The 23,808-nt window shown below is 44.7% G+C and carries 15 protein-coding genes; 9 read left to right on the forward strand and 6 right to left on the reverse strand.

The features are described from left to right. Positions 1-121: 121 nt before the first annotated feature. The 4 genes from tcbA to metB form a co-directional block, all read right to left on the reverse strand. Entirely contained in the window at positions 122-7,654 is a 7,533-nt protein-coding gene (gene tcbA, locus ACGF63_RS11240) for an insecticidal toxin complex protein TcbA (RefSeq protein WP_152963621.1), read from the reverse strand. A 616-nt stretch (positions 7,655-8,270) separates the two neighbouring features. Next, positions 8,271-9,155 carry a methylenetetrahydrofolate reductase gene (metF, locus tag ACGF63_RS11245; protein ID WP_036844964.1) on the reverse strand — a complete coding sequence of 295 codons (885 nt, stop codon included), beginning with the start codon at positions 9,153-9,155 and terminating at the stop codon, positions 8,271-8,273. A 364-nt stretch (positions 9,156-9,519) separates the two neighbouring features. Beyond that, complete coding sequence (locus ACGF63_RS11250) at positions 9,520-11,955, reverse strand: bifunctional aspartate kinase/homoserine dehydrogenase II (RefSeq protein WP_152963623.1); 2,436 nt, start codon at positions 11,953-11,955, stop codon at positions 9,520-9,522. Between the two features lie 2 nt (positions 11,956-11,957). Beyond that, entirely contained in the window at positions 11,958-13,118 is a 1,161-nt protein-coding gene (gene metB, locus ACGF63_RS11255; protein ID WP_036844907.1) for a cystathionine gamma-synthase, read from the reverse strand. Between the two features lie 287 nt (positions 13,119-13,405). On the opposite strand from metB, the gene metJ reads away from it, so the two are divergent. Beyond that, complete coding sequence (gene metJ / locus ACGF63_RS11260; RefSeq protein ID WP_021325403.1) at positions 13,406-13,723, forward strand: met regulon transcriptional regulator MetJ; 318 nt, start codon at positions 13,406-13,408, stop codon at positions 13,721-13,723. Positions 13,724-13,874: 151 nt separating this feature from the next. On the opposite strand, the gene rpmE is transcribed toward metJ, so the two are convergent. Next, on the reverse strand, positions 13,875-14,090 hold the full coding sequence (gene rpmE / locus ACGF63_RS11265; protein WP_036844905.1) for a 50S ribosomal protein L31: 216 nt from the start codon (positions 14,088-14,090) through the stop codon (positions 13,875-13,877). A 220-nt stretch (positions 14,091-14,310) separates the two neighbouring features. Between rpmE and priA the strand changes: the two genes are divergently transcribed. The 7 genes from priA to rraA all read left to right on the forward strand — a co-directional run bounded on the left by priA (position 14,311) and on the right by rraA (position 22,352). Beyond that, positions 14,311-16,509 (forward strand): primosomal protein N', encoded by a 2,199-nt coding sequence (gene priA / locus ACGF63_RS11270; RefSeq protein WP_152963624.1) that lies wholly within the window; start codon positions 14,311-14,313, stop codon positions 16,507-16,509. A gap of 326 nt (positions 16,510-16,835) precedes the next feature. After that, entirely contained in the window at positions 16,836-17,864 is a 1,029-nt protein-coding gene (gene cytR / locus ACGF63_RS11275) for a DNA-binding transcriptional regulator CytR (protein ID WP_152963625.1), read from the forward strand. Between the two features lie 69 nt (positions 17,865-17,933). Then, positions 17,934-18,761 (forward strand): cell division protein FtsN, encoded by an 828-nt coding sequence (gene ftsN, locus ACGF63_RS11280; RefSeq protein ID WP_162524220.1) that lies wholly within the window; start codon positions 17,934-17,936, stop codon positions 18,759-18,761. A 122-nt stretch (positions 18,762-18,883) separates the two neighbouring features. Continuing rightward, positions 18,884-19,414: an ATP-dependent protease subunit HslV gene (gene hslV, locus ACGF63_RS11285; protein ID WP_036844897.1), complete on the forward strand. Its 531-nt coding sequence runs from the start codon at positions 18,884-18,886 to the stop codon at positions 19,412-19,414. A gap of 11 nt (positions 19,415-19,425) precedes the next feature. Then, the gene (gene hslU / locus ACGF63_RS11290; RefSeq protein ID WP_036844895.1) at positions 19,426-20,757 is read left to right on the forward strand and encodes an HslU--HslV peptidase ATPase subunit; all 1,332 of its coding nucleotides are present in this window, start codon (positions 19,426-19,428) and stop codon (positions 20,755-20,757) included. A 96-nt stretch (positions 20,758-20,853) separates the two neighbouring features. Next, the gene (locus ACGF63_RS11295; RefSeq protein WP_036844892.1) at positions 20,854-21,774 is read left to right on the forward strand and encodes a 1,4-dihydroxy-2-naphthoate polyprenyltransferase; all 921 of its coding nucleotides are present in this window, start codon (positions 20,854-20,856) and stop codon (positions 21,772-21,774) included. A gap of 68 nt (positions 21,775-21,842) precedes the next feature. Next, entirely contained in the window at positions 21,843-22,352 is a 510-nt protein-coding gene (gene rraA, locus ACGF63_RS11300; RefSeq protein ID WP_036844890.1) for a ribonuclease E activity regulator RraA, read from the forward strand. A gap of 65 nt (positions 22,353-22,417) precedes the next feature. On the opposite strand, the gene zapB is transcribed toward rraA, so the two are convergent. Beyond that, positions 22,418-22,660: a cell division protein ZapB gene (zapB, locus tag ACGF63_RS11305; protein ID WP_036844887.1), complete on the reverse strand. Its 243-nt coding sequence runs from the start codon at positions 22,658-22,660 to the stop codon at positions 22,418-22,420. Between the two features lie 303 nt (positions 22,661-22,963). On the opposite strand from zapB, the gene ACGF63_RS11310 reads away from it, so the two are divergent. Continuing rightward, the gene (locus ACGF63_RS11310) at positions 22,964-23,794 is read left to right on the forward strand and encodes an MIP/aquaporin family protein (RefSeq protein WP_036844885.1); all 831 of its coding nucleotides are present in this window, start codon (positions 22,964-22,966) and stop codon (positions 23,792-23,794) included. The last annotated feature ends 14 nt before the right edge of the window (positions 23,795-23,808 follow it).

A 23,808-nucleotide genomic window follows, 5' to 3' on the forward strand; every position in this document is an offset into this window, starting at 1 on the left:
GTATTTAATAATATATTAATTTCAACTTATTTTAATTAATTTATTCTCTGGAAATATCTCATAAATTTATTCTGTCAGGCTCTCCCGAAGGAGAGCCCATATTCTATAATAATAGAATTAATTAACGAATGGTGTAACGAATGTGCAAAATAATATCGCTCATAGTTTGCAATATTGTTTTCTGCTTATCGGTGGCATTCGGGAATCGGAGGTTCAATGTGCCATCGTCATCAAGAACAATACCTTCAAATGGCAGATATTTGCCGTCATTGAAATCCAGTTGGAACTGACCACTATCATTGGTGCCATGAGATACAGCCAATGCGGAGCAACCTTTCGGCAACTGAGTACTGCCGCCATAACTGAGCATAGCCTGAATATCCTGATAAGGCCCAACCAACGCGGGCAATGAAACACTGATTTGCTTAATGCGACGAATCTTGTTATCACCAACAATACTGTCCGGATAATCAGTCTTTAATTTCAAATCAGACAATTTGACCGAAGCTGACAAAATAGCATTAGCCAATACCAAACCATTTTCTTTAGTTCCTGCCGTACCTTCATTCTTATCCAGTAATGCGGGTATTTGTTCTGCCAGATTGAAGCGATCCTTATCCCCCAGCGAACCATAGACCTTTGCCAACGAAACAGTACGTTCCACTTCCAGAGCGCGGGATTCCCATTTCAAATACGCCTCTTCCATTTGTGCCAAATTTTGCATCAAGGCTTCCCCACACAGCAGACCCGCATAAGTTCCTTGCCATGCACCCGGTTTGATAAATCGAATGGCATCATCGTTAATTTCCCATTGATAGGATTGCTCCGCCATCAAGCAACGTGACACAGCCAAATCATAGAACTGGAAGTAAATGCTTGATAAACGTCCTCGCAGCCAGCTATACAACGCCTGATTACTGAACTTACTTTGTAAGAAGGTTAATTGTGCTTGAGCCTGAGCTTGCTGGGTTTTCAGGTACTCTTTTTGCATTTCAGCCGCTTCACGGCGAATAGACAGCGATTCCAGTTGTGCATTTAACTGCTTGATCTCCGCCTGTGCACTATCACGCTGAATTTTCCATTCCTGACGACGACGGCGATACACTTCCGACTGCGCAACTTTTTCCGCATCAACCATCTTAGCGGAAGCACTCAACTCAATACCATCAGCAATAGCATAGGCAATTGCGCCATAATGCATGCCACCGTCAGCTAAGCCGAAGATATTAGGTGCCATATCAACACCCGCCCCAGCCATACGGGAAATCTGCGCCCCCTGGGATTCAACAGCGGATTCTGAACGTAGCGCCATAGCCCGTTGTTCACCAGCGTTAATATTCTCTTCATAGAGTTGGCTGTAGCTGTCAAACCGCTGTTGCGCTCCTGCCAGAGACACTTGAAGAGCTGTTTTTTCCGAATCCAGCTCTGTCAATTGGTTATCCTGCATACGAATACTGGTCAGTATCAGCTCACTGGCCTGGGTTTGTAGCAGTTGGCTCATAGCTTCCGCGTCCTGACGCTCACTGTATCCCAAGAGCGAACTGCCAAACTGCATAAGCTGGTTAACCAGACCCCGTGCGCCTTCCAGCATCTGTGGAAAACGGTGAATAGTAAGAGGTGCCTTCGGTAAATCAGCTCCCCCTTGAGAAGCGGACACTGCTGCACTTAGCAAGGCTTTTGGATCAGCCGGTTTGGCATACAGTGGCAAGGAGAGCGGTTGACCGTCAATTGACAGATTATGGCGCAGATTAAACATACGTTGAGCCAGTGTTCGCCAATAACCTCTAAGTTTGCTATTTTCCTGTGGCAGGAACAAGCCCGTCAGAGCGTTGTCTGTTCCCAACAACGGGGCTTTTACCGTGCTATTCAGACGCAACTGGGTCAGCATCTGGTAACGAGCCTGCTGGATGGTTTTTGAAGCAGCATTACCTAGAGTTGGATTCGCCCAAGTCGTACTCAACATCACTGGTGACTCGTCGCCCAACAGATTAAGAGCCTGTATATACCACATTTTGGCCTCAGCCAACGTATCACGCTCTAACTGACGGTAAGCCGCATCACCGCGCGCCATCAACAGCTCCAGAGTCGCCATAAAAGTAGACACTTTGTAGTGCATCGGATCATCCTGAGCGACAGCATCCGGATCGGTGGAGTCTAGCTGTTGTGCATTCCAACTGGTGTCTTCTTCCAACGGTCGCACGTTCCAGTGGTAAATAGCGATTTTCCCATCAACGATATAACCGGACGGACTCCAGACATAACGGAACCAGCGGTTCGCTGCATCAAAATTCTGTTCCTGCAACAAGCGATGAGCCATCATCATCGGCGTATAGTAAAAAAGCTCCCAGAAGTAGAGGGCATTGGCACCAGAGAAATCCATCGGCTCACTGCCGTCTCTTAATGCTTGTGCAGAAGATAAGCCACTGAAAGTTTTATGATCATTGCTGAGAAACCAACCGTGCGGATCTTTCTCATCAGTACGGTCGAACAAGATCTTATCAGTCGTTCCCTTTTGGTATTTTGCACGTACCCATAAATGATTCTTATTTCCATACGCTTCTATAAAATAGGAGAGAAAAACTTTCACAACAGTTTGGCTGGTTTCACTCAATTCCCCCTGATAAATAACAAAACTGTCGCCGCCTTTAAATATATCAAAGTATTCAATAGAAAAGCTTTTATTAGTACCATGAATGGCCTCATCATATTTATCCAGAACAAGCTGCACATATGTGCCGGCACCTAATTGTGGTTCCTGAATATTCTGAGTTTCCATGCTAAGCACTGCATCAATGCCACGATTAGCACGACTAACCAACTGTTGAGCGAATAAGGTATTCAAACGGGTACGATATGCCCCCATTTGCATATATTGAACACCGTTATTTTCGCTATATAACGTAATCACATTCTCAGTACCGAGAACTTTTTTAGTTACCGGGATAATAAAAGTTTCTGAACCCAAGAATCGACCATCTTGTGCTGTCGCGGTGAAATCAATTTCAATATGGGCCTGATTGTCGGTGAAGTTCAGATTCTTACAATCTATTGTGAGGTTATTGAACTGATAAATCATCTCCTCAAAACTGGGTGCCGGCTGCTGAGGAACATAAGTACTGTTATCAGCAGTAAAGATTTGATCGTCACCACCCGCTTTTACGGTGATTTTTACTTTAGCACTATCAATGCCCGTATCAATTGAGATTGCATTGCTGAGATATGCACCACCAAACCACCAACCATAATCTTCAGTACCAATAGCAACATAATTATAAGATTCAAAATCATCATACCAATCGTCGGATTGTGCATACCGTTGTACACCACCTCCAACTTTAAAAGAAAGATATTTTTGATTTGATGGCGTTTGGAAAAAATAATAGTGATCTGTACTAGTTGTACTCGTTACCAAAATCCCTGAATCATGCCCTGGAGTCGATCTCTGAAACAGAGCGGTTATATCCTCTCCATTACCAGCTTTATCCTGTGCAATATCACAGAGAATATATTTACACCCAGGTACACCACCAAAATGCTTCATCAAGTTGCACTGCTCTCGGCGGGAACCTGGGCCTCCAGCAGCGCCATTATGAATAATACTCAGAGCCATATTGGTGGATAGCTTTAAATCTTCTGCGGCAGATTTAAAGGTAATATTAGGAACACTACCACCATAGAGCATAGTTAAACTGTGATCTCCCCAAGAATAACTACTGTTGCTTGTCACAGAGGAAGGAATTTCATAATCTTCCGCGTAACGGTTATTAACTCTTCTGGTTATGATTTTCTTATTGCCATGATCCGGATCTACCGCCGTAGTATCAAATTGCAGATAACTGTTATTCCAATAGTTAGTTGCTTGTGCATTAGTCATATTGTCTGATGACATATCGGCAAAAATATATAGCCCAGTTACCGGCGCATTATTATCGGTATAAGGGTTATAACTACTCTGCATCGAATAGAACATAACCAATAGAGTGTCTTCCCCCTGATAACCAGTACAGTACAACCCTAAAGATTCAGCAGCATCAGCATTTGATGTGTAATTTTTTACCCTTTCTGTCACATCGAAGGTAAATGGTGTATTCCAACTACCGTCGTAACGAATATGAGCTAGTTTTAAGTTATATTGATAAGTGGTGGTTTTACCATCATCACTTTTCTTTGCTTGCTGCTCCAGCCATAGCAAATATAGGCGCGACATATAAACGACTGGGCGGATAATATTTTTCCAAGGATTAACCGCACAGGTAATTTTATTCCACTCGCCCCAAGCATTCGCAGCAAATTTACCATTCTCACATTTACTGTGATCGACACTGCGCCAGTAATACGTTCCTGGAGCAGCTTGATCAATCCCGATAAAATAAGTTAACCCTTGATCCACATTCACATTATCGTGGTAAGCACTGATCACTTTCAGATTTGCCACCTGCTCAAAACTGGTCAAATAAGTTTTGAAAGCATCTTCCACCGTATCCGCATTTAGCTGGCTCTGGTTGATGGATTGCAACAACGTATCCATCATTTTGGTTTGCCCAACGCGCTGAGTTGGATCAACATAATTTTCTGGATAATAGACTAGTTCAGAGACACCAGCCCAAGTGCTGTAACGTTTATTGTAGCGCTCCCAATCCGTGAAGAATTGACGGGTACTAACATCTGAAGCAAGCTGGCCTTCATCCCGATTTAAAGCCCGATTAACGTACAGCTGAATACCGGCAATCGCTTCAGCGATACGTGAGGTCGTCACATCAGCGGAAACTTGGTTATCAATCAACAAATAGGTATATAACCCGTCACGGTCACGTACTCCAGCGGCACTATCCACAACGGCATTAATATAATAATTGCATAGCGCCCTACTGAACGTCTCATCCAGTTTTTTCTGTGCTTGTTTAGCGTGATCAGCCATCAGTGCAGCCGCCGCAGCTTGCCAGACAGCATAGTTATGATCTATTCCATATTTCAGTGCCATCATCTCAGCCAGATCCAGTGGCGAAACAGCTAAGACGGAAGACATCTGTAACCATTGCAAAATAGCGTCAATCTGTGTCCAATTGGTCAGTGTTGTTAACCCCTGTTCCACCTGATTAGCGGCCATTTGCAGGAGAGGCTCCTCCTTATTCATGGCTTGTGCGACATCAGCAACCGTTAAAGCGTTATTTTTCAACGCCGTCAATGTTGGGGAAGCGTGTTGCCCCAAGCCATTCACCCAGGTATGAAAACCTTCCAGGGCCATCATGGTTAACAGATCGTGATCTAGTACGCTTTTATCTTTAACTAACAGAAGGGGTTGAGTCACGATCAGTGACAGTTCCGTTTCACTTAATCCAATACGACGATAGATCAGGCTCAACTGTGCCAGCACCTGAGCAAAGGCAATTACCTTCGGACTGGTTGGCGCAGTCTGAACTTCTTTCCAAAACCCATCGACGGTTATTTGAGCCGGCTGAATCTGGTCAACCCATAACAACAAGTCATACGCAACTTCCTGTGAAGTTAAATGCAAAGCCGAAGTGAAGCAGGGTGCCATTGCTCTTTTCAGATCCTCCCCAATCAGGCTCTCTTTGCCATGTAGGGTTGAGGACAATGTAGCTGTCAGATTGCTAATTTCTGGTGTTAAAGTGGTACTGTAAGTGGTCGTGGTCATCAGAAATAGGTCAGTAACCGTCCATTTTTGGGCCTGCAACCATTGCGTGATCCACAACAATTTTTCCAATATTTCTGCCAACTTATCGTCGGCAATCTGATAAATATTGGTGTCACCATAGCCACAAATCACCAACAGAGTATTCAGCTCAGAAATGGTCAGGTTATGTACCTGTGCCAACAGGCTAACCAGATACAGATCGGACAGATTCTCTAAGTTATTTTTGATAACTCCGTTTTCTTTTTTACGATCAGTGATCAATAACATCTGATACAACTCACTGGCATTAACCTGAAATGCGCGCTTTAAAACAGCCTTACGCTGGTCATCACCGATGCTGTCTGGTTTAAGATTTAAGTCAGGATTAGCGAGGTGTTCAGTATCGTCCTCACTGATTTCATAGCGAATTCCATTGAGCGGTGGGTTATTGAACAGTTGCTCAAACTGGCTAAGCTGATTGCCAACCGCTTGCTGAGAGATATTAATATTAGCCAGAATAGCGGCTGTCTCTTCACTGATGCCATAACGATCAATGTAGAATTTTACCCGATAGACCTTGTTCAATACCTCAACCGTGATTGATTTAGTGTTATTAACGCTATCAACAATGCGCTCCAATGTAGCAAAAGAGAGGCCGGTAGCTTTGAGCAAGCGAATAACCTTATTCATTTTAAGCAGGAAGGCTTTCGGGGAATACTGGTCAATTTTAAAATTGGCGGCGGCAAAATGATAACTGCCTCCATGCCATCTTTCTAATCCTATACTGAGTATATCCCCAGGGTCGTTACGTTTAATTATCGCCTGTGATTCATACTCCTGATTTACAGCCATACCAGGGTGAGGATTATGGGCAATCTCAATCCAATCAGAGGCGCCATCTTTATATCGCAGATAAAAATCATCCAGACCAAAACTATCACTTAGGTTGTATTTAATCAGATAATTGTCATTACCTTGCGGATACAACTCAATATAATTAGTTTGGCCAGCGTAATTATCCGATGGTGTTCGGGTCACACGAACCACTTCCATTTTGCCGGTATTATTGACCAACGGTACGATCAGAATATCACTGCTATACCCAACATGTGATAACGAAGTAGTAACATAAGCAATCTCTTCCGGCGAAACGCCATAATACCGTGCCAGGTAGCTCGGAGACATAAGTTGAGCGGTTGTGATATCCCCAAAGTTTGTTGTATAAAGCGCATCTAGTTTGGCTTCATCTTTTTCCGGGATCTCTTCAATCAGCAACTTATAGAGTTCTGGAGAAATATGAGAACTGATACCCAATAAAGTCACTGGATCAATTTTCTTGGCAACAATGGGGGCTTGTGATAAATGACGAAACCCTGGATCACGTTCATGAACTATTTCACGAACGGTTTCGTAAGCATGGTGATAAGGCGTTTCTCCACTTAAACGATAAGTAGAGAGCATATCCATGACTTCATCTTGTGATTTTCCTGTTTTTGTTTCTATCCCGGCAAGGCACAATTCATTAGAGAGAGTCAGCGTTGAAATCTCCTCGTCCATATTTTTCTGGCTGAGCATTAAGCTTGCTAAATCTGGGCGACGTTTATCCAGGTAATAAATTGAGGTACTGTCATGCAGATTTCTGGCTTCACGATACAATTCGGTTAAATAAGCTGCCGGCGAGAACATGGATGCCACCGAGCCTGGCGCAGCATAACTATCAGCACGATGACCAAACAGATCACTATAACCTTGTGTAAAAGCCAGTATTTGCCGGGTACCTAATCGAACAGCACTTTTCAGCAGCGGGTTAACGTAGGCGAAAATACGTTTTTCATGAAGCAGGTTCTTATTCTGTTCTGCTTGTGCAGTTTCATAAATTCGTTTTGCCTCTCCCCAGTTAACCATTTCCCGGGTTTTTTCCCGGAAAGTATCGAAGGAGTACAGGGCAATTTCCGCCGGACAAGTTAATTGCAGTTTCTGACAAATAGTATTGATAGTGCTTGAGAACGAATTGTTCATAATTGTCTCTCATTGATAGTGTTATTGCAGCTGGCAAACAGAAACCAACTACAAATGTGTGGTATTAGCAGATTAGGGCTCAGAAAAATGTAGACGAGTATTATTGGAATAATATCGTCTGGAAACACCCAGAGAGCTGGTTTATCCTCTAATTTTTCTGGTATGAAATAGTGAATACGACGAAATGCCACATAATTACATCAGGCATTAGAAATATATTTATCAGCCAGGAAGAGAAGCTACAAACATATTTTTTTACGTTAGAATGTTAAAAAATGATATGGTAACTGTTAATGTTTAACAGAATGCGGGAGGTTAATACGAAATAATGAATCTAATGACCAGAAATTAAGAGTGATAATTGTGTGAAAAGATATTATGAAAATCATGATAACCATAGTAATCATTTACTATAATTTATATTTAATAATTTAATTGATAACAATGAATTATTTACTAACATTAAAATCCTTTTATTCTTTCAACTCTATAAAATTAAATATCAAAAATATATTAACCTTAATACTCATAAATATAATAAGAATTTACCATTCATAGCAATACAGCGGAAAAAATATGCTCTTACTAAGCGACATGTCTTAATAAGAGCCAATGATTAAGGACGAACACCCAGAGTATGACAAATTGCATAACTCAGTTCCGCACGGTTTAAGGTATAAAAGTGAAAATCTTTCACACCTTCACGACTTAAAATTTTCACCATATCCATTGCAATAGAAGCACCAACCAGATTAGAGCTTTCAGGGTCATCATCCAGCCCCTCAAACATCCTGGTCATCCAGCTTGGAATACGAACATTGGTCATTGTCGCAAAACGTTTCAGCTGACGGAAGTTGGATACCGGCAGAATACCCGGTACGATTTCCACCTCAATTCCGGCAGCAACACAGCGGTCACGAAAACGCAGATAACTTTCCACATCAAAGAAGAATTGAGTAATCGCACGGTTCGCACCCGCATCAATCTTTCGTTTCAGGCAAATCAGATCAGCCTGAGAATTTTTCGCTTCAGGATGAACTTCAGGGTAAGCAGCCACTGAAATATCAAAATCAGCTTCTTTCTTAAGTAATTCAACCAGATCAGCCCCATACATTTTGGGTTTTTCACTGTTATCAGGTAAATCCCCCCGCAAAGCCACAATATGACGAATTCCATTATTCCAATAATCACGGGCGATTTCACACAATTCATCGCGGCTGGCATCAATACAGGTGAGGTGCGGAGCAGCCTCAAGACCGGTTTTCTCTTTTATTCCTTTGATAATGCTATGGGTGCGATCACGTTCACCAGAGTTAGCCCCATAAGTAACGGAAACAAATTTAGGCTTGAGGGTGCTCAAGCGACCAATGGATTTCCACAGGGTTTTTTCCATTTCAGCTGTGCGCGGTGGAAAGAATTCAAATGAAACACGGATCTGCCCTTCCAGTTCAGCCAGATTCTGATTCAGCGCTTCTCGCTGATTAGCGTGAAAAAAACTCATACCCTGTACCTCGTTAACAAGCGGAATAATTTCCTGTCTTATAATTTGCCAGTTACTTTTATTTAAACGTCTAAACACCTAACCACCTAACCACCTATACGTTTAGACGTCTAAATAAGATGAAGGATTGGGATTTTTTAGTCAACAATAAATTTGAGCTAAGAGAATGAGTAATATTCATTCTGAATCGGAAAAAAATTCATCAAGAAATCTTTGGCGCTGTTTATACCAATTTGGCAGATCAAGATACCCAAGGCTGCGATAACGATGAAGAAGGGTGTCTTTACCAGAACACCCTTCCTCTCGTTATCTCAAATATCAAGCGAAGGAAATTACATCAGCTAACAAGTGGGGATTTTGCAACCTAAAGCAGTTGTGACAAACGGTTAAGATCAGACTGAATCGCACCTGCTGTGACATCACGACCGGCACCCGGACCACGGATCACCAGCGGATTATCACGATACCAACGGCTCTCAATCGCGAATACATTGTCGCACGGTAACAAGGAAGCCAATGGGTGATCGGGACGTACCGCTTCAACACCGACTTTAGCCTTACCATTCGCATCAAAACGGGCAACATAGCGCAATACCATGCCCATTTCCTGTGCCGCAGCCAATCGCTGTATCATTTGCTCATTGATAGCACCGCTGTTATCAAAGAACTGCTCAATAGAACCTGATTTCGCTTCTTTCGGCACTAATGACTCAACACGCACCTGCTCTGGTTCAATCTCATAGCCGGCTTCACGGGCGAGGATAATCAGTTTACGCATGACATCCTGACCAGACAGATCAATTCGTGGATCCGGCTCGGTCAATCCCTGCTGCCACGCCTGTTCAACCAAATCACTGAATGGCACTGAACCATCAAATTGCAGAAACAGCCAAGATAACGTACCGGAGAAAATACCACTGATGGACAAAATGGTATCGCCACTCTCGCGTAAATCTCTCACGGTATGGTTGATCGGTAAGCCTGCGCCAACAGTTGCATTGTAAAACCAATGACGACCGGTTTTGGCAAATGCGTCACGAATAAGACGATAATCGTTACTACTGGAAGCACCGGCAATTTTATTGGCACTGATAACATGGAAACCATAACTGGCAAAATCACTGTAACATCGTGCCAGTTCTTCACTGGCAGTCACATCCAGGATCACCAGATCGTCATAAGGGTGCGCCCGCATCCACAGGAACAGCTCATCGACATCATGGTCTGTCGCTTCAGCATCAAAGAAAGCTAGTGCCCGGCTGGCATTAATCCCCTGATAGTCGAGTAAACTCCGGCGACTATCCGCCACACCAGCCAGAATAAATTCAAAATCACTGCGGGCAGAAATATTTTTCTGCTCACGGGCGAATAACTCCAGCCAACGGGAGCCGATATTCCCTTTACCAAACAAAATCAGGCCAATGCGCTTTTCAGCACGGAACAAACTCTGATGCAGCCCCTGAATCACATGTTCAGTCTGATTAGTCCGCAACACAGCGACAAGACTGATACCATCCTCCGCATGCCAGATAAATTCTACCGGTTGATCTTTAAGCTGCTGATAAAAACGATGGCAATGCAATGGATTCTTACATACACCCGCCCCAACCAGCGCCACCAATGCCAATCCTTCTCTCAGGGAAAGTTTCCCCGGCAGCACAGCATCTTCCAAAACCTCCAGTGCACTATTCACCACTTCGGCAGTGTAACAGAGCTGAATCAGGTTACAGTCTGGATGGATACCGGTTGCCAGTGGGCGGATTTGTCCCCGTTTTAACAACAGATCAATATCTTTGTATATCTGTTTAAAATCATTATGAGCAGCCACATGCAACTCAATCAGACAAACTTCATCATGGCTGGTGACAATTTTCGCCCCAGTCCCGGAAGCCAACACCCTTTCAACACGGGTAGAACCCTGCTCCGGCTGGTAGCTGCAACGCAGCAGTAAATCAATATCACTGACGGAAACGGGCTGTAAGGTACGGGTATGCAGCACAGGTGCTGCAAGACGAGCAAGCTCACTCGCTTCATCCAGACGTAATAAAGGTAACAAACAAGCGTCTTTTACTTTTCTCGGATCGGCGCTGTAAACACCGGCGACATCACTCCAGATGGTTACCCGTTTAGCCCCTGCCAGAGCACCAACCTGCGTTGCAGAATAGTCACTGCCATTTCTCCCCAGTAAAACCGTTTCTCCATCATGATTACTGGAGATAAATCCCGTTACAACCAGTCGCTTATTAAGATGTTGCGTTAACAGCTGATTCAATAATGGCTGAGAAAGGTCAACATCAACTTGAGGTTGAGCCGCCCGCTCCGCGCGTAAAAACTGACGGGCATCCACCCAGTCACTGGGGATACCCTGAGCTTCAAGCACCGCTGACATCAAACGTGCAGACCAGATCTCTCCGTGCCCCACAACTTCCGCATAAGTCACATCACTCACCGGCTTATCCAGTAATGCACTCAACCTTTCAAGATCGGCAATAAAATACTTCACCAATTCTTCAGCAACAGTTTCAGGCAGCAAACCTCTGATAAGATCCTGCTGATAACGGCGCAAAACCTGCTGTACCTGATGGGCAGAAATACGATCGTTCTGGCTGAGCTTAAGCCAGTTAATTAACTGGTTGGTTGTACTGCCTGCTGCGGATACCACCATTAAATCACCAGGTTGACTGTAATTAGCCATAATCTTGGCTACCCGTTGATAACATTTCACATCCGCGAGACTGCTTCCACCAAACTTATGTAATTGGCGGCCATTTTCCGCCCCTGCTACTGCCAGTGCACTCATGGTCACTCCTTTACTACTGCCTGAAATGCATTTTCCAAATCAGCGATTAAATCCTGACTATCTTCAATACCCACAGAAACACGCAACAATGAATCCGTAATACCCGCTTCTGCCCTTGCCTGTGCTGACATTCCCGCATGAGTCATGGTAGCAGTATGGGAAATCAACGTTTCCACGCCTCCCAATGATTCCGCCAAAGTAAATAATTTCAACTCAGACAGAAAACAACGTATTGCCGATTCATTGCCATCTAACTCAAAACTTATCATTGCGCCAAAACCGGACTGTTGCTTACAGGCAATTTCATGCCCTGGATGATCTTTCAAAGCAGGATAAAAAAGTTTCTTCACTAGCGGTTGTTGTTGAAGATAATTCACAATCTCCCGCGCATTATTTTGCTGTAAAAGGATCCGTGGCGATAAAGTACGCATCCCACGCAACAGAAGATAACTATCAAACGCCGCACCGGTCACACCAATATTATTCGCCCACCAGGCAAGCTCCGTCGCGATATCTTCATCCTTTGCAATAATGGCTCCGGCAATAACATCAGAATGTCCGTTAAGATATTTAGTACAGGAATGAACAACCAGATCTGCCCCCAATGCCAGCGGTTTTTGTAATACAGGACTCAGGAAAGTGTTATCAACAATCACTGTCGCACCGACCTCATGGGAAAGCTGGCATATATGGGCAATATCCACGATACGCAATAAAGGATTACTTGGCGTTTCAATTAATACCAACTTTGGCTTTCTTGACAATACCTGTTTTAACGCCTGTTCATCACTCTGATCGATAAAAGCCACTTCATAAGCACCGCGTTTACTCTGGCTGTCAAACAAGCGGTAGCTGCCACCATAACAGTCATGAGGAGCAACCAACAGATCGCCCGGCTTAAGAAAAACCGTGCATAACAGGTGAATCGCTGACATACCGCTGCTGGTCATAACAGCACCGACTCCCCCCTCCAGTTCAGCCAATACCCTCTGCACCATATCGCGGCCTGGATTACCCCTCCGGGAATAATCATGTGTTCTCGGCTGATTAAAATCTGTAAAATTATATGTACTGGAAAGATAAATAGGCGGAACAACACAGCCATACTGCTCATCATTATTCAGCCCACTGCGAACTGCTATTGTTGCCTGTTTGCGTGTCATATCAGTCACCACTGCCTGTCATAAATTCGAGTCAGGGAAGAATACCCGCCACCACAATAGACGTCAATACATCTAGACATCCAAACCTCTTTACGGTTAGATTAAGTAATGGGATAATTATCCATTACAACTATGCTGCTTTTATTATTAGTAGTCATTAGTTTATCGCATATACTATAACTGTATAATTGATAAGGAAATCACGATAAAATGGCAATATTTTGCAACGAAAGCGGGTTCTGTTATCCGGCTTACTTTTATGATTTCACGACTATTTAAGGTACCCCATGGCCGAGTGGAACGGTGAATATGTCAGCCCTTATGCTGAACATGGCAAAAAAAGCGAACAAGTGAAGAAAATCACAGTTTCAATTCCTTTGAAAGTGTTGAGGATCCTCACTGATGAGCGCACCCGCCGCCAGGTAAATAACCTGCGTCACGCGACTAACAGTGAATTGCTGTGTGAAGCATTCCTGCATGCATTTACCGGGCAACCACTGCCCGATGACGCTGATTTACGCAAAGAGCGTAATGACGAAATCCCAGAGGCTGCCAAAGGGATCATGCGGGAATTAGGCATTGATCCCGATACCTGGGAATATTGATAGTGGTATAAGGAACCTCCTGCAAAGCTCAGGGGGTTTTTACTATATTAAAATACAGAATGACCGATTTAAATACAAAACGCCCGATGCAAAACATCGGGCGTTTGTTCGTACCAGCTGATCTGCTTTATAAGCAGACCCAATTTGGCAATTACTTGCCAACACCTGGAACGTTGAAACGTTTGTTGAAACGATCAACACGACCACCGGTAGCAACATCACGTTGTTTACCAGTATAGAATGGGTGGCATTGGCCACATACGTCCAGGTTCAGAGCGTGATTAACGGTAGATTTGATCTGCATTACATTACCGCAAGAACAAGTTGCAGTAACTGCTTCATATTTAGGATGAATATCTTTTTTCATGGGATAACCTCTGTTAAGGCCGTGTCGCTATCCAGCCCTGTTGCCGCCAGACACCACACGTCGTGTTGATAAAATAAGTTTGGTATCTTTTGTACCAAAGGCGGCGGATCATACAGAATATCTACCTATCCCGCAATGAAATCCGCTCATGGTCTGTGATACTCTATAATCAATTTTTTATTATACTCTGACTTACTCATTGATCTTATGGAATAATTTTATGGCTGTTGTTCAGGTTGCCCTGCCTATCCCCCTTGCCCGCTCTTTTGATTATCTGTTGCCCACAGAAACTCAATTACCTGTTGCAGGGATGCGGGTAATCGTCCCATTTGGCAACCGCAAGGCAATTGGCATCGTCACCGGAACCACTGATAGTAGTGATATTCCAGCAGAACAACTGAAATCAATAGAATCTATTCTCGATACTCACTCCCTGTTTTCAGAAGATCTCTGGCAATTATTACTCTGGGCATCCAGCTATTACCATTATCCCATTGGAGAAGTGCTGTTCCATGCATTGCCGATACTGCTTCGTCAAGGAAAGCCCGCTGAATCTGCCCCGCTCTGGCAATGGCAACTGACTTCGGCGGGAGCTGAAATACCCTTGGCGCAATTGAAACGTTCACCTAAGCAGCAACAGGTGCTGGCAACACTACGCAGAAAAGCGATATATCGCCATCAGATTACAGAACTGGAATTAAGCGAAAGCGCCTTCCAGTCACTCAAAAAGAAGTCACTTATTGATTTATACCCGGTGCAACCTGAATCTCAGAACTGGCGAAATCACTTCCAAATCACCGGCGAACGCCTGAAATTAAATACGGAACAAGCCACAGCAGTTGGTGCTATCCGTGCGGAGGACCAGCAATTTTCTCCCTGGTTACTAGCCGGTATTACCGGATCAGGTAAAACAGAAGTTTATCTCAGTGTACTGGAAAATATTCTGGCGCAAGGTAAACAAGCGCTGATACTTGTACCGGAAATTGGCCTGACACCACAAACAATCCGTCGTTTCAGAGAACGCTTTAATGCTCCGGTTGATGTTCTTCATTCAGCCCTGAATGATAGTGAACGCCTTGCTGTATGGTTACGGGCACAACGTGGTGAGAACGCAATTGTCATCGGCACACGTTCAGCTTTATTTACCCCTTTTACCTGCCTTGGCATCATCATTATCGATGAAGAACACGACAGTTCTTACAAACAACAGGAGGGCTGGCGTTACCATGCTCGTGATTTAGCGGTATTCAGAGCAAAAAAAGAGAATATCCCGGTGATTATGGGCTCTGCGACGCCGGCACTGGAGACACTTTATAATGTGCAACAGGGCAAATACTGCCAACTAACATTATCCAAACGAGCAGGTCATGCCCAGCCAGCAACTCAACATCTGTTGGATTTAAAAGGCTTGCCACTCAAATCCGGGTTATCTCAACCACTGATAAAGTGCATTGAAGAGCACCTGCAAGCCGATAATCAGGTAATACTGTTTCTCAACCGCCGTGGTTACTCACCTGCTCTGCTCTGCCATGAATGTGGCTGGATTGCAGAATGCCAACGCTGTGACCATTATTACACCTTGCATCAACACCATCGTCAGTTGCGTTGCCATCATTGTGACAGCCAACGCCCGGTTCCGCGTCAGTGTCCACAATGCGGTTCTACTCATCTTCAACCTGTTGGCCTTGGCACAGAGCAACTTGAAGACGGTATTACAGCATTGTTCCCTGATGTACCGGTTACCCGCATTGACCGGGATACCACCAGCCGCAAAGGAACACTGGAACAACAACTGGCCGACATTCATGCCGGTGGTGCCCGTATACTGATTGGTACCCAAATGCTGGCAAAAGGCCACCATTTCTCTGATGTCACACTGGTCGCTTTGCTGGATGTTGACGGTGCCCTGTTCTCAGCAGATTTCCGGGCAGCAGAACGCTTCGCACAACTTTATACGCAAGTTTCTGGTCGGGCCGGCCGGGCAGGTAAACGGGGAGAAGTGGTTCTCCAAACTCATCATCCTGACCATCCGTTACTGCAAATTTTACTGAATAAAGGTTATGACGCCTTCGCGACTCAGGCGATGGATGAACGCCAAAGTGTATTTCTGCCGCCATTTACCAGCCATATTATCTTGCGATCAGAAGATCACGATAATCAGCAAGCACCCGCTTTTTTACAGCAATTGCGTCTGCTTTTTGAAAATCATCCTCTGCGTGATAATAACCTATGGATCATGGGGCCGGTTCCCGCATTACAGGCCAAAAGAAGTGGTCGTTATCGCTGGCAACTATTGATTCAACATCCATCCAGAATTTTTTTACAAAAAATCATGACGATGGTTTATCCACAAATAATGGCTCTGCCACAAACCCGGAAAGTAAAATGGAATATTGATGTTGATCCAACGGATGGTTAGTGATTAATCACCTTTATTTTAAAACATATAACTTTATCAGATTAAACATACTTCTATTTGCGACTGAGTAAAATCACCCTGAGTCATTCTTAATCAATAAAAATTTATTCACTAATTTGCGAGCTATATCGAATAAATGATTTATATCACACTTTTTTGCAAACTAAGGAATAAACGAATTTGCCAAACTGTTTAGAATGGTCCCTTAATAACATTGTCATCACCTTAAACCAAATGTCGTGACTTGCTTAACGTCACTGACGGTCTCCCGGCAACCAGAAAATGACAATCGTTTAACTAATCAGTCAGGAAATGAGGAGTGAGTTTTGGAGCAGAAAAAGAATGGCACCTCCGCAACGATGAAAGATGTCGCTGAAGTGGCTGGCGTTTCTACCGCAACAGTATCAAGAACACTCATGAATCCAGAGAAAGTTTCTTCCCAGACACGACAAAAAGTGGAACAAGCTGTACTGGCTGTGGGTTATTACCCAAATAATTTATCCCGTAATCTTAAACGCGGTGAGTCGAAAACGGTTTTAATCATCGTGCCGAATATCAGTGATCCCTTTTTCACTGATGTGATTTGCGGTATTGAAGAGACAGCAACGCAACAGGGTTATCTGGTTTTAATCGGTGATTGTCAACATCAGCAAAAACAGCAACACGCATTTCTCAACCTGATTGTCACCAAACAAATTGATGGCCTATTGCTGCTTGGCTCCAATATCCCATTTGACGCCAGCAAAGAAGAACAAAAAAACCTGCCACCCATGGTCATGGCAAACGAATTTGCACCCGAGCTGGAACTGCCGACTATTCACATTGATAACCTGACCGCAGCATTCAATGCCACTCATTACCTGCAAACACTGGGGCATAAACACATTGGCTGTATCTCCGGGCCTGAAGATATCCTGCTTTGCCGCTACCGCCTTCAAGGATATATTCAGGCATTGCGTCGCTCTGGCGGGACAATCCGTGAAGATTATATCGTCCAGGGTAACTTTACCCATGAAAGTGGCGCAAAGCTGACCAAACAGCTGATGTCTCTGCCGGAACCCCCAACAGCCATTTTCTGCCACAGCGATGTAATGGCGATTGGTGTTATATGGCAGGCTAAAAGAATGGGCTTAAGAATACCGCAAGATTTATCAATCATTGGGTTCGACAACTTAAGTCTGTCCATGTATAGCGATCCGCCATTGACTACCGTTGGACAGCCCCGTTATGAGATTGGTCAAAAAGCGATGCTACTGTTACTAGATCAAATCCAAGGCCATACAATATCTGGCGGTTCCCAGTTACTGGAATCTGAATTAATCATTCGGCAAAGCACCTGTTCGCCTAAAAGCTAGGCAAATAACTCTAGGTTAAGTAACATGTCGTTTATTTCCTTTTATTTAAATAACTCAGCGAATTAGACAGTGGCACAACGAGATTATGTGAGTCGCGGGCGTTCAAACACCCGCCGTAAAAACACCGATAAGAAAAAATACCAGTCCCAGGGTCTGCCAAAAACCACTCTGGCAGTCGCGGTAGCATTGGTCGTTATCTTTATTGGCGGCCTTTACTTTATTACCCACAATGGACAAGAAAACGCGCCAGACGTACTACCAAAACATCCTCAGCAAAATAATGGCTTACCACCAAAACCAGAAGAGCGCTGGCGCTATATCAAAGAATTGGAAAATCGCCCTGTTGGTATCGCGACGCCACGTGAGCCATCATCCGGCAAGCAGACAAATTCACGCATTCCGCTGACCGCAGAACAACGGCAGTTACTTGAACAAATGCAGGCAGATATGCGTCAACCCGCGACCTCACTGCCAGAAATTCCATACAATGGCGTTCAAGTACCACGTTCACAAGTGATCATCAAACCATCAGCAGAGACGCAACAACCGCTGGAAACAAGACCACAGCCACAACCTCAGCCAACATTGCCACAACAAAAAATACAAACTCAGCCAGTTCAGCCGCAGACACCACCACCGGCTGAAACTAACAAGCCTAAACCAGCAGAAAATGCACAACGTATGATTTTGCAATGTGGTTCATTCCGCAATATGGACCAGGCTGAATCCGTACGCGCCAGCCTGGCATTTTCGGGTATTGAAAGCCAAATCATAACAGGAGACGGCTGGCATCGTGTCGTTCTTGGCCCTTACAGTAAAAGCACCGCAGGAAAAATGCAGGAACGCCTGAAAGGCGCTGGCGTACCCGGTTGTATTCTCCGTGTTACTGGGGGTTGAAAAATGATAATTCTCCCCCATTTATACTGCTAGCACTGTGCACACGGTATTTTCGATAGCCATATACACTGTCGAAAGTACCGTGCGTCACATTTATCTATTTTGTAACCAAGGGCTTACTCGTGACTACAATCGTAAGTGTTCGCCGTAACGGCCAAGTCGTAATCGGTGGTGATGGACAGGCAACGATGGGTAATACCGTCATGAAAGGCAATGTCCGCAAAGTTCGCCGCCTCTATAATGACAAAGTAATCGCGGGTTTTGCTGGCGGTACAGCAGACGCTTTTACTCTGTTTGAACTGTTTGAACGTAAACTTGAAATGCATCAAGGGCATCTGACCAAGGCAGCCGTTGAACTTGCCAAAGACTGGCGGACCGACCGCATGCTGCGCAAACTGGAAGCGTTGCTGGCAGTCGCAGATGAAAATACCTCCCTGATCGTTACAGGTAACGGCGATGTCATTCAGCCGGAAAATGACCTGATTGCCATTGGCTCCGGTGGTCCATACGCGCAGTCCGCTGCACGGGCAATGCTGGAAAATACCGATCTCAGTGCCAGAGAAATTGCAGAAAAAGCACTGACAATTGCCGGTGATATCTGTATTTACACCAACCATAATCACAACTTCGAAGAACTTCCTTCAAAAGCGTAAGGGTAGATAGTATGTCTGAAATGACTCCACGCGAAATTGTCAGCGAACTTGACAACCATATCATTGGTCAGGACAAAGCGAAACGCGCTGTAGCTATCGCACTCCGTAACCGCTGGCGTCGTATGCAGCTGAATGAAATGCTGCGTTATGAAGTGACGCCTAAAAATATTCTGATGATTGGCCCAACAGGTGTCGGTAAAACCGAAATCGCCCGTCGGCTGGCAAAACTGGCAAACGCGCCATTCATCAAAGTTGAAGCGACAAAATTCACCGAAGTTGGCTATGTTGGTAAAGAAGTCGATTCTATCATCCGTGATTTGACCGATGCGGCGGTTAAAATGGTTCGTCTGCAATCCATTGAAAAAAACCGTTACCGGGCTGAAGAACTGGCAGAAGAACGCATTCTGGATGTCTTGATCCCACCGGCAAAAAATAACTGGGGACAAGCAGAGACGCAATCTGAACCCTCAGCCGCTCGTCAGGCATTCCGTAAGAAGTTACGTGAAGGTCAACTTGATGATAAAGAAATCGAGATCGATATTGCTACCACACCAGTGGGCGTAGAGATCATGGCACCTCCTGGCATGGAAGAGATGACTAATCAGTTGCAATCCATGTTCCAGAACCTTGCCGGTCAGAAACATAAATCCCGTAAGCTGAAAATCAAAGATGCTTTCAAACTGCTGGTGGAAGAAGAAGCCGCTAAACTGGTTAACCCAGAAGAATTGAAACAACAGGCCATTGATTCGGTTGAACAGCACGGTATCGTCTTCATTGATGAAATCGACAAAATCTGTAAACGCGGCCAGACTTCCGGCCCTGATGTTTCCCGTGAAGGTGTTCAGCGTGACCTATTGCCACTGGTGGAAGGCTGTACGGTATCCACCAAACACGGCATGGTAAAAACAGACCATATCCTGTTTATCGCCTCCGGCGCATTCCAGGTTTCCAGCCCTTCTGATCTGATCCCTGAATTACAAGGGCGTCTACCGATCCGTGTAGAATTACAGGCATTAACCACAGAAGATTTTGAGCGTATTCTGACTGAACCCAATGCATCCCTGACGGAACAGTACAAAGCACTGATGGCAACAGAAGGAATGAATATCAGCTTCACCGCTGATGGCATTCGCAAAATCGCTGAATCAGCATGGCAGGTAAACGAATCAACTGAAAATATCGGTGCGCGTCGCTTGCATACTGTCCTTGAGCGACTGATGGAAGATATCTCTTTTGACGCCAGCGAACGTCCTGGCCAATCAGTTGATATCAATGCTGATTACGTCAAAGAACATTTAGATGAGCTGGTTGCAGATGAAGATCTGAGCCGATTTATCCTATAATCGGAATATACGATTCCTTATCCGCTATAATTATTGATGGGAGGCAAGCCTCCCATTTATTTTTTATAATATTTAAAGGAGTAAGTTAACGTAGAAATGAACTCACCAACTCCCATCAATCAAACTCAAGCATGGCTGGAAAGTTTACGCCCTAAAACGCTGCCACTCGCCCTTGCAGCCATTATTACCGGCTCCTCCCTTGCCATCTGGACAGGACATTTCAAGCTGCCTGTTGCCTTACTGGCTCTGTTAACAGCGGCTATATTGCAAATTCTGTCCAATCTCGCCAATGATTACGGCGATGTTGTCAAAGGAAGTGATACCGAAAAACGTATCGGGCCGCTGCGCGGTATGCAAAAAGGCGTTATCACCGCCTCGCAGATGAAAAAAGCGCTAAAGATTACGGTGCTGCTGGCTTGTCTGTCTGGAATTGCTCTCATTACCGTTGCCTGTGAAGAACCCAGGGACATATTAGGTTTTCTGGTCCTTGGTCTGCTGGCAATTGTTGCTGCAATTACCTATACAGTCGGCGCAAAACCCTATGGCTATATAGGGCTTGGCGATATTTCCGTACTGATATTCTTTGGCTGGTTAAGTGTTGCCGGGGCTTATTATCTTCAAGCAGGTTTTTTTGACTCGATTGTCATGCTGCCGGCAACCGCCTGTGGTCTTCTTTCCGCTGCTGTTTTAAATATTAATAACTTGCGTGATATTGAAGATGACAAACGGAATGGCAAAAACACCCTTGCTGTCCGTCTCGGCCCCCAAAAAGCCCGCTACTATCATGCCAGTCTCATCATCGGAGCAATCCTCTGCTTAAGCTTATTTACCATACAAAATCTGCCAGGCTGGTCCGGTTGGCTGTTCCTGCTCGCGTTGCCTTTGTTGATCAAACACATGTGGTATGTGCTTAACGAACCCACACCAGAAAGTATGCGCCCAATGCTGGAACACATGGTTAAAGCAGCATTGCTGACTAACATTCTGTTTTCGGCTGGACTTATTCTTAGTTATTGATGATTTTGCTAACATCAGCCTGAAAGGGATATACTTACTGTTCCATACCTTAACCAGACGTAAATCCTATGAAATATGATACTTCCGAGCTTTGTGACATCTATCAAGAAGAAGTAAATGTGGTAGAGCCTATGTTCTCTAATTTTGGTGGGCGTACTTCATTTGGTGGTCAAATCATCACAGTTAAATGTTTTGAAGACAACGGGTTAATTTACGACCTGCTTGAAGACAACGGTCACGGCCGTATTTTACTGATAGATGGTGGTGGTTCTGTACGTCAGGCATTGATTGACGCAGAACTGGCACAACTCGCTGTGCAAAATGGATGGGAAGGCATTGTCGTTTACGGTGCGGTACGTCAGGTTGACCAGCTGGCAGAGCTCGACCTTGGTATTCAGGCTATCGCGGCCATCCCTGCTGGCTGTCGTGATGAAGGAACCGGAGCAAGCGATATCCGGGTAAATTTCGGTGGTGTAACCTTCTTCTCTGGCGATTATCTGTATGCTGACAATACCGGTATCATTCTATCCGAAGAGCCACTGGCACTTGATGACAGCGAAGATGAAGAGATCATCTAACAACAGCGTATAAAATCAAGGGCGATTTTTTGGATCGCCCTTTTTTGTCTGCCGGCAATTTGTAATTACTGAACATCTTCCATTTTGCCTAATAAGGCACGCAAACGCTCCTGCCATACTAGCTGCTCTTGTTTTAATTGCTCATTCTCATGAACCAGAGACTCACGGCTACTGGCTGCGGTTTCAATTTCCTGAGACAAAGACTTATTTTTTTCTTTTAATTCTTCAATTTCCATTTGTAGCAGGGTAATAGTATCAATCGCCTGCTGAACCTTGGCTTCCAGCTTTTCAAAAACTTCAAATGACATTCTCGGTTCCCCCTTATAAGCAATCGCCTGATTGTATGTAGCCGAAGCGCCCCTGTCTAGCAACATCCCCAACACATGCGAAATAACTATCAAATAAAAACGACAAAGTGTCTCACACTTTAATTTTTAGCAAAACGCCAGAAAAATGCGGAACTGCTCATTTTGTTGACACAACACACACATTTCAATTTCGCTATTTCTCGTTTCCGCGCATTAACGATAAATTTACAGAACCTTCCTTTCAATGCTGAAAGGCGAAAATAATAATTACCACTCTAAAATCTTCTTCGTAGGATAGAACATATGAGCCAAACTACTAGCACGACATTAACCGGACAATGTATCGCTGAGTTTCTTGGTACCGCACTATTGGTTTTCTTTGGCGTAGGTTGTGTTGCCGCTGCCCGTATTGCCGGCGCACAACTGGGCTTGTGGGAAATCAGTATTATTTGGGGGATGGGTGTCGCATTGGCAGTTTATCTCACCGCCGGTGTTTCCGGTGGTCACCTTAACCCGGCGGTGACAATTGCCTTATGGCTGTTTGCCCGTTTTGAGGGCAAAAAAGTCATTCCTTTTATTATTGCCCAAATGATCGGTGGTTTTGTCGCTGCCGCTATCATCTACATGATGTACTACAGCGTATTCCTTGATTACGAGCAAGTACATAATATCGTTCGCGGCACCCCTGAAAGCCTGTTTACCGCAGGAGTATTCTCCACTTACCCGATGGCATCACTGTCTATTTCTCAAGCATTTATGGTAGAAGTCATCATTGCCGCAGCGCTGGTGTGTCTGATTCTGTCACTGACTGACGATGGTAACGGTGTTCCGCGCGGGCCTCTGGCTCCGTTACTGATTGGTATTCTGATTGCCGTTATTGGTGGCGCATTTGGCCCATTAACCGGTTTCGCCCTGAACCCGGCCCGTGACTTTGGCCCTAAACTCATTGCTTATCTGGCAGGTTGGGGAGATATCGCCCTGACGGGTGGACGTGAAATTCCTTACTGCCTGGTTACTCTGACCGCTCCGATTATCGGCGGTATTATAGGTGCATTCGGCTACCGCAAACTTATTGGTCGTCATTTGCCATCTGATGCCCACAAAACCAAAGACCAGAGCAAAAAGAAAGCCTAAAGTAGAGCATCACC

The sequence above is a fragment of the Photorhabdus sp. RM322S genome (genome assembly GCF_042879395.1).
Lineage (GTDB): Bacteria > Pseudomonadota > Gammaproteobacteria > Enterobacterales > Enterobacteriaceae > Photorhabdus > Photorhabdus khanii.

Coding starts and splice junctions, on each gene's coding strand:
- tcbA (WP_152963621.1), bottom strand. CDS start 7,654: ATGAACAATTCGTTCTCAAGCACTATCAATACTATTTGTCAGAAACTG.
- metF (WP_036844964.1), bottom strand. CDS start 9,155: ATGAGTTTTTTTCACGCTAATCAGCGAGAAGCGCTGAATCAGAATCTG.
- ACGF63_RS11250 (WP_152963623.1), bottom strand. CDS start 11,955: ATGAGTGCACTGGCAGTAGCAGGGGCGGAAAATGGCCGCCAATTACAT.
- metB (WP_036844907.1), bottom strand. CDS start 13,118: ATGACACGCAAACAGGCAACAATAGCAGTTCGCAGTGGGCTGAATAAT.
- metJ (WP_021325403.1), top strand. CDS start 13,406: ATGGCCGAGTGGAACGGTGAATATGTCAGCCCTTATGCTGAACATGGC.
- rpmE (WP_036844905.1), bottom strand. CDS start 14,090: ATGAAAAAAGATATTCATCCTAAATATGAAGCAGTTACTGCAACTTGT.
- priA (WP_152963624.1), top strand. CDS start 14,311: ATGGCTGTTGTTCAGGTTGCCCTGCCTATCCCCCTTGCCCGCTCTTTT.
- hslU (WP_036844895.1), top strand. CDS start 19,426: ATGTCTGAAATGACTCCACGCGAAATTGTCAGCGAACTTGACAACCAT.
- ACGF63_RS11295 (WP_036844892.1), top strand. CDS start 20,854: ATGAACTCACCAACTCCCATCAATCAAACTCAAGCATGGCTGGAAAGT.
- rraA (WP_036844890.1), top strand. CDS start 21,843: ATGAAATATGATACTTCCGAGCTTTGTGACATCTATCAAGAAGAAGTA.
- zapB (WP_036844887.1), bottom strand. CDS start 22,660: ATGTCATTTGAAGTTTTTGAAAAGCTGGAAGCCAAGGTTCAGCAGGCG.
- ACGF63_RS11310 (WP_036844885.1), top strand. CDS start 22,964: ATGAGCCAAACTACTAGCACGACATTAACCGGACAATGTATCGCTGAG.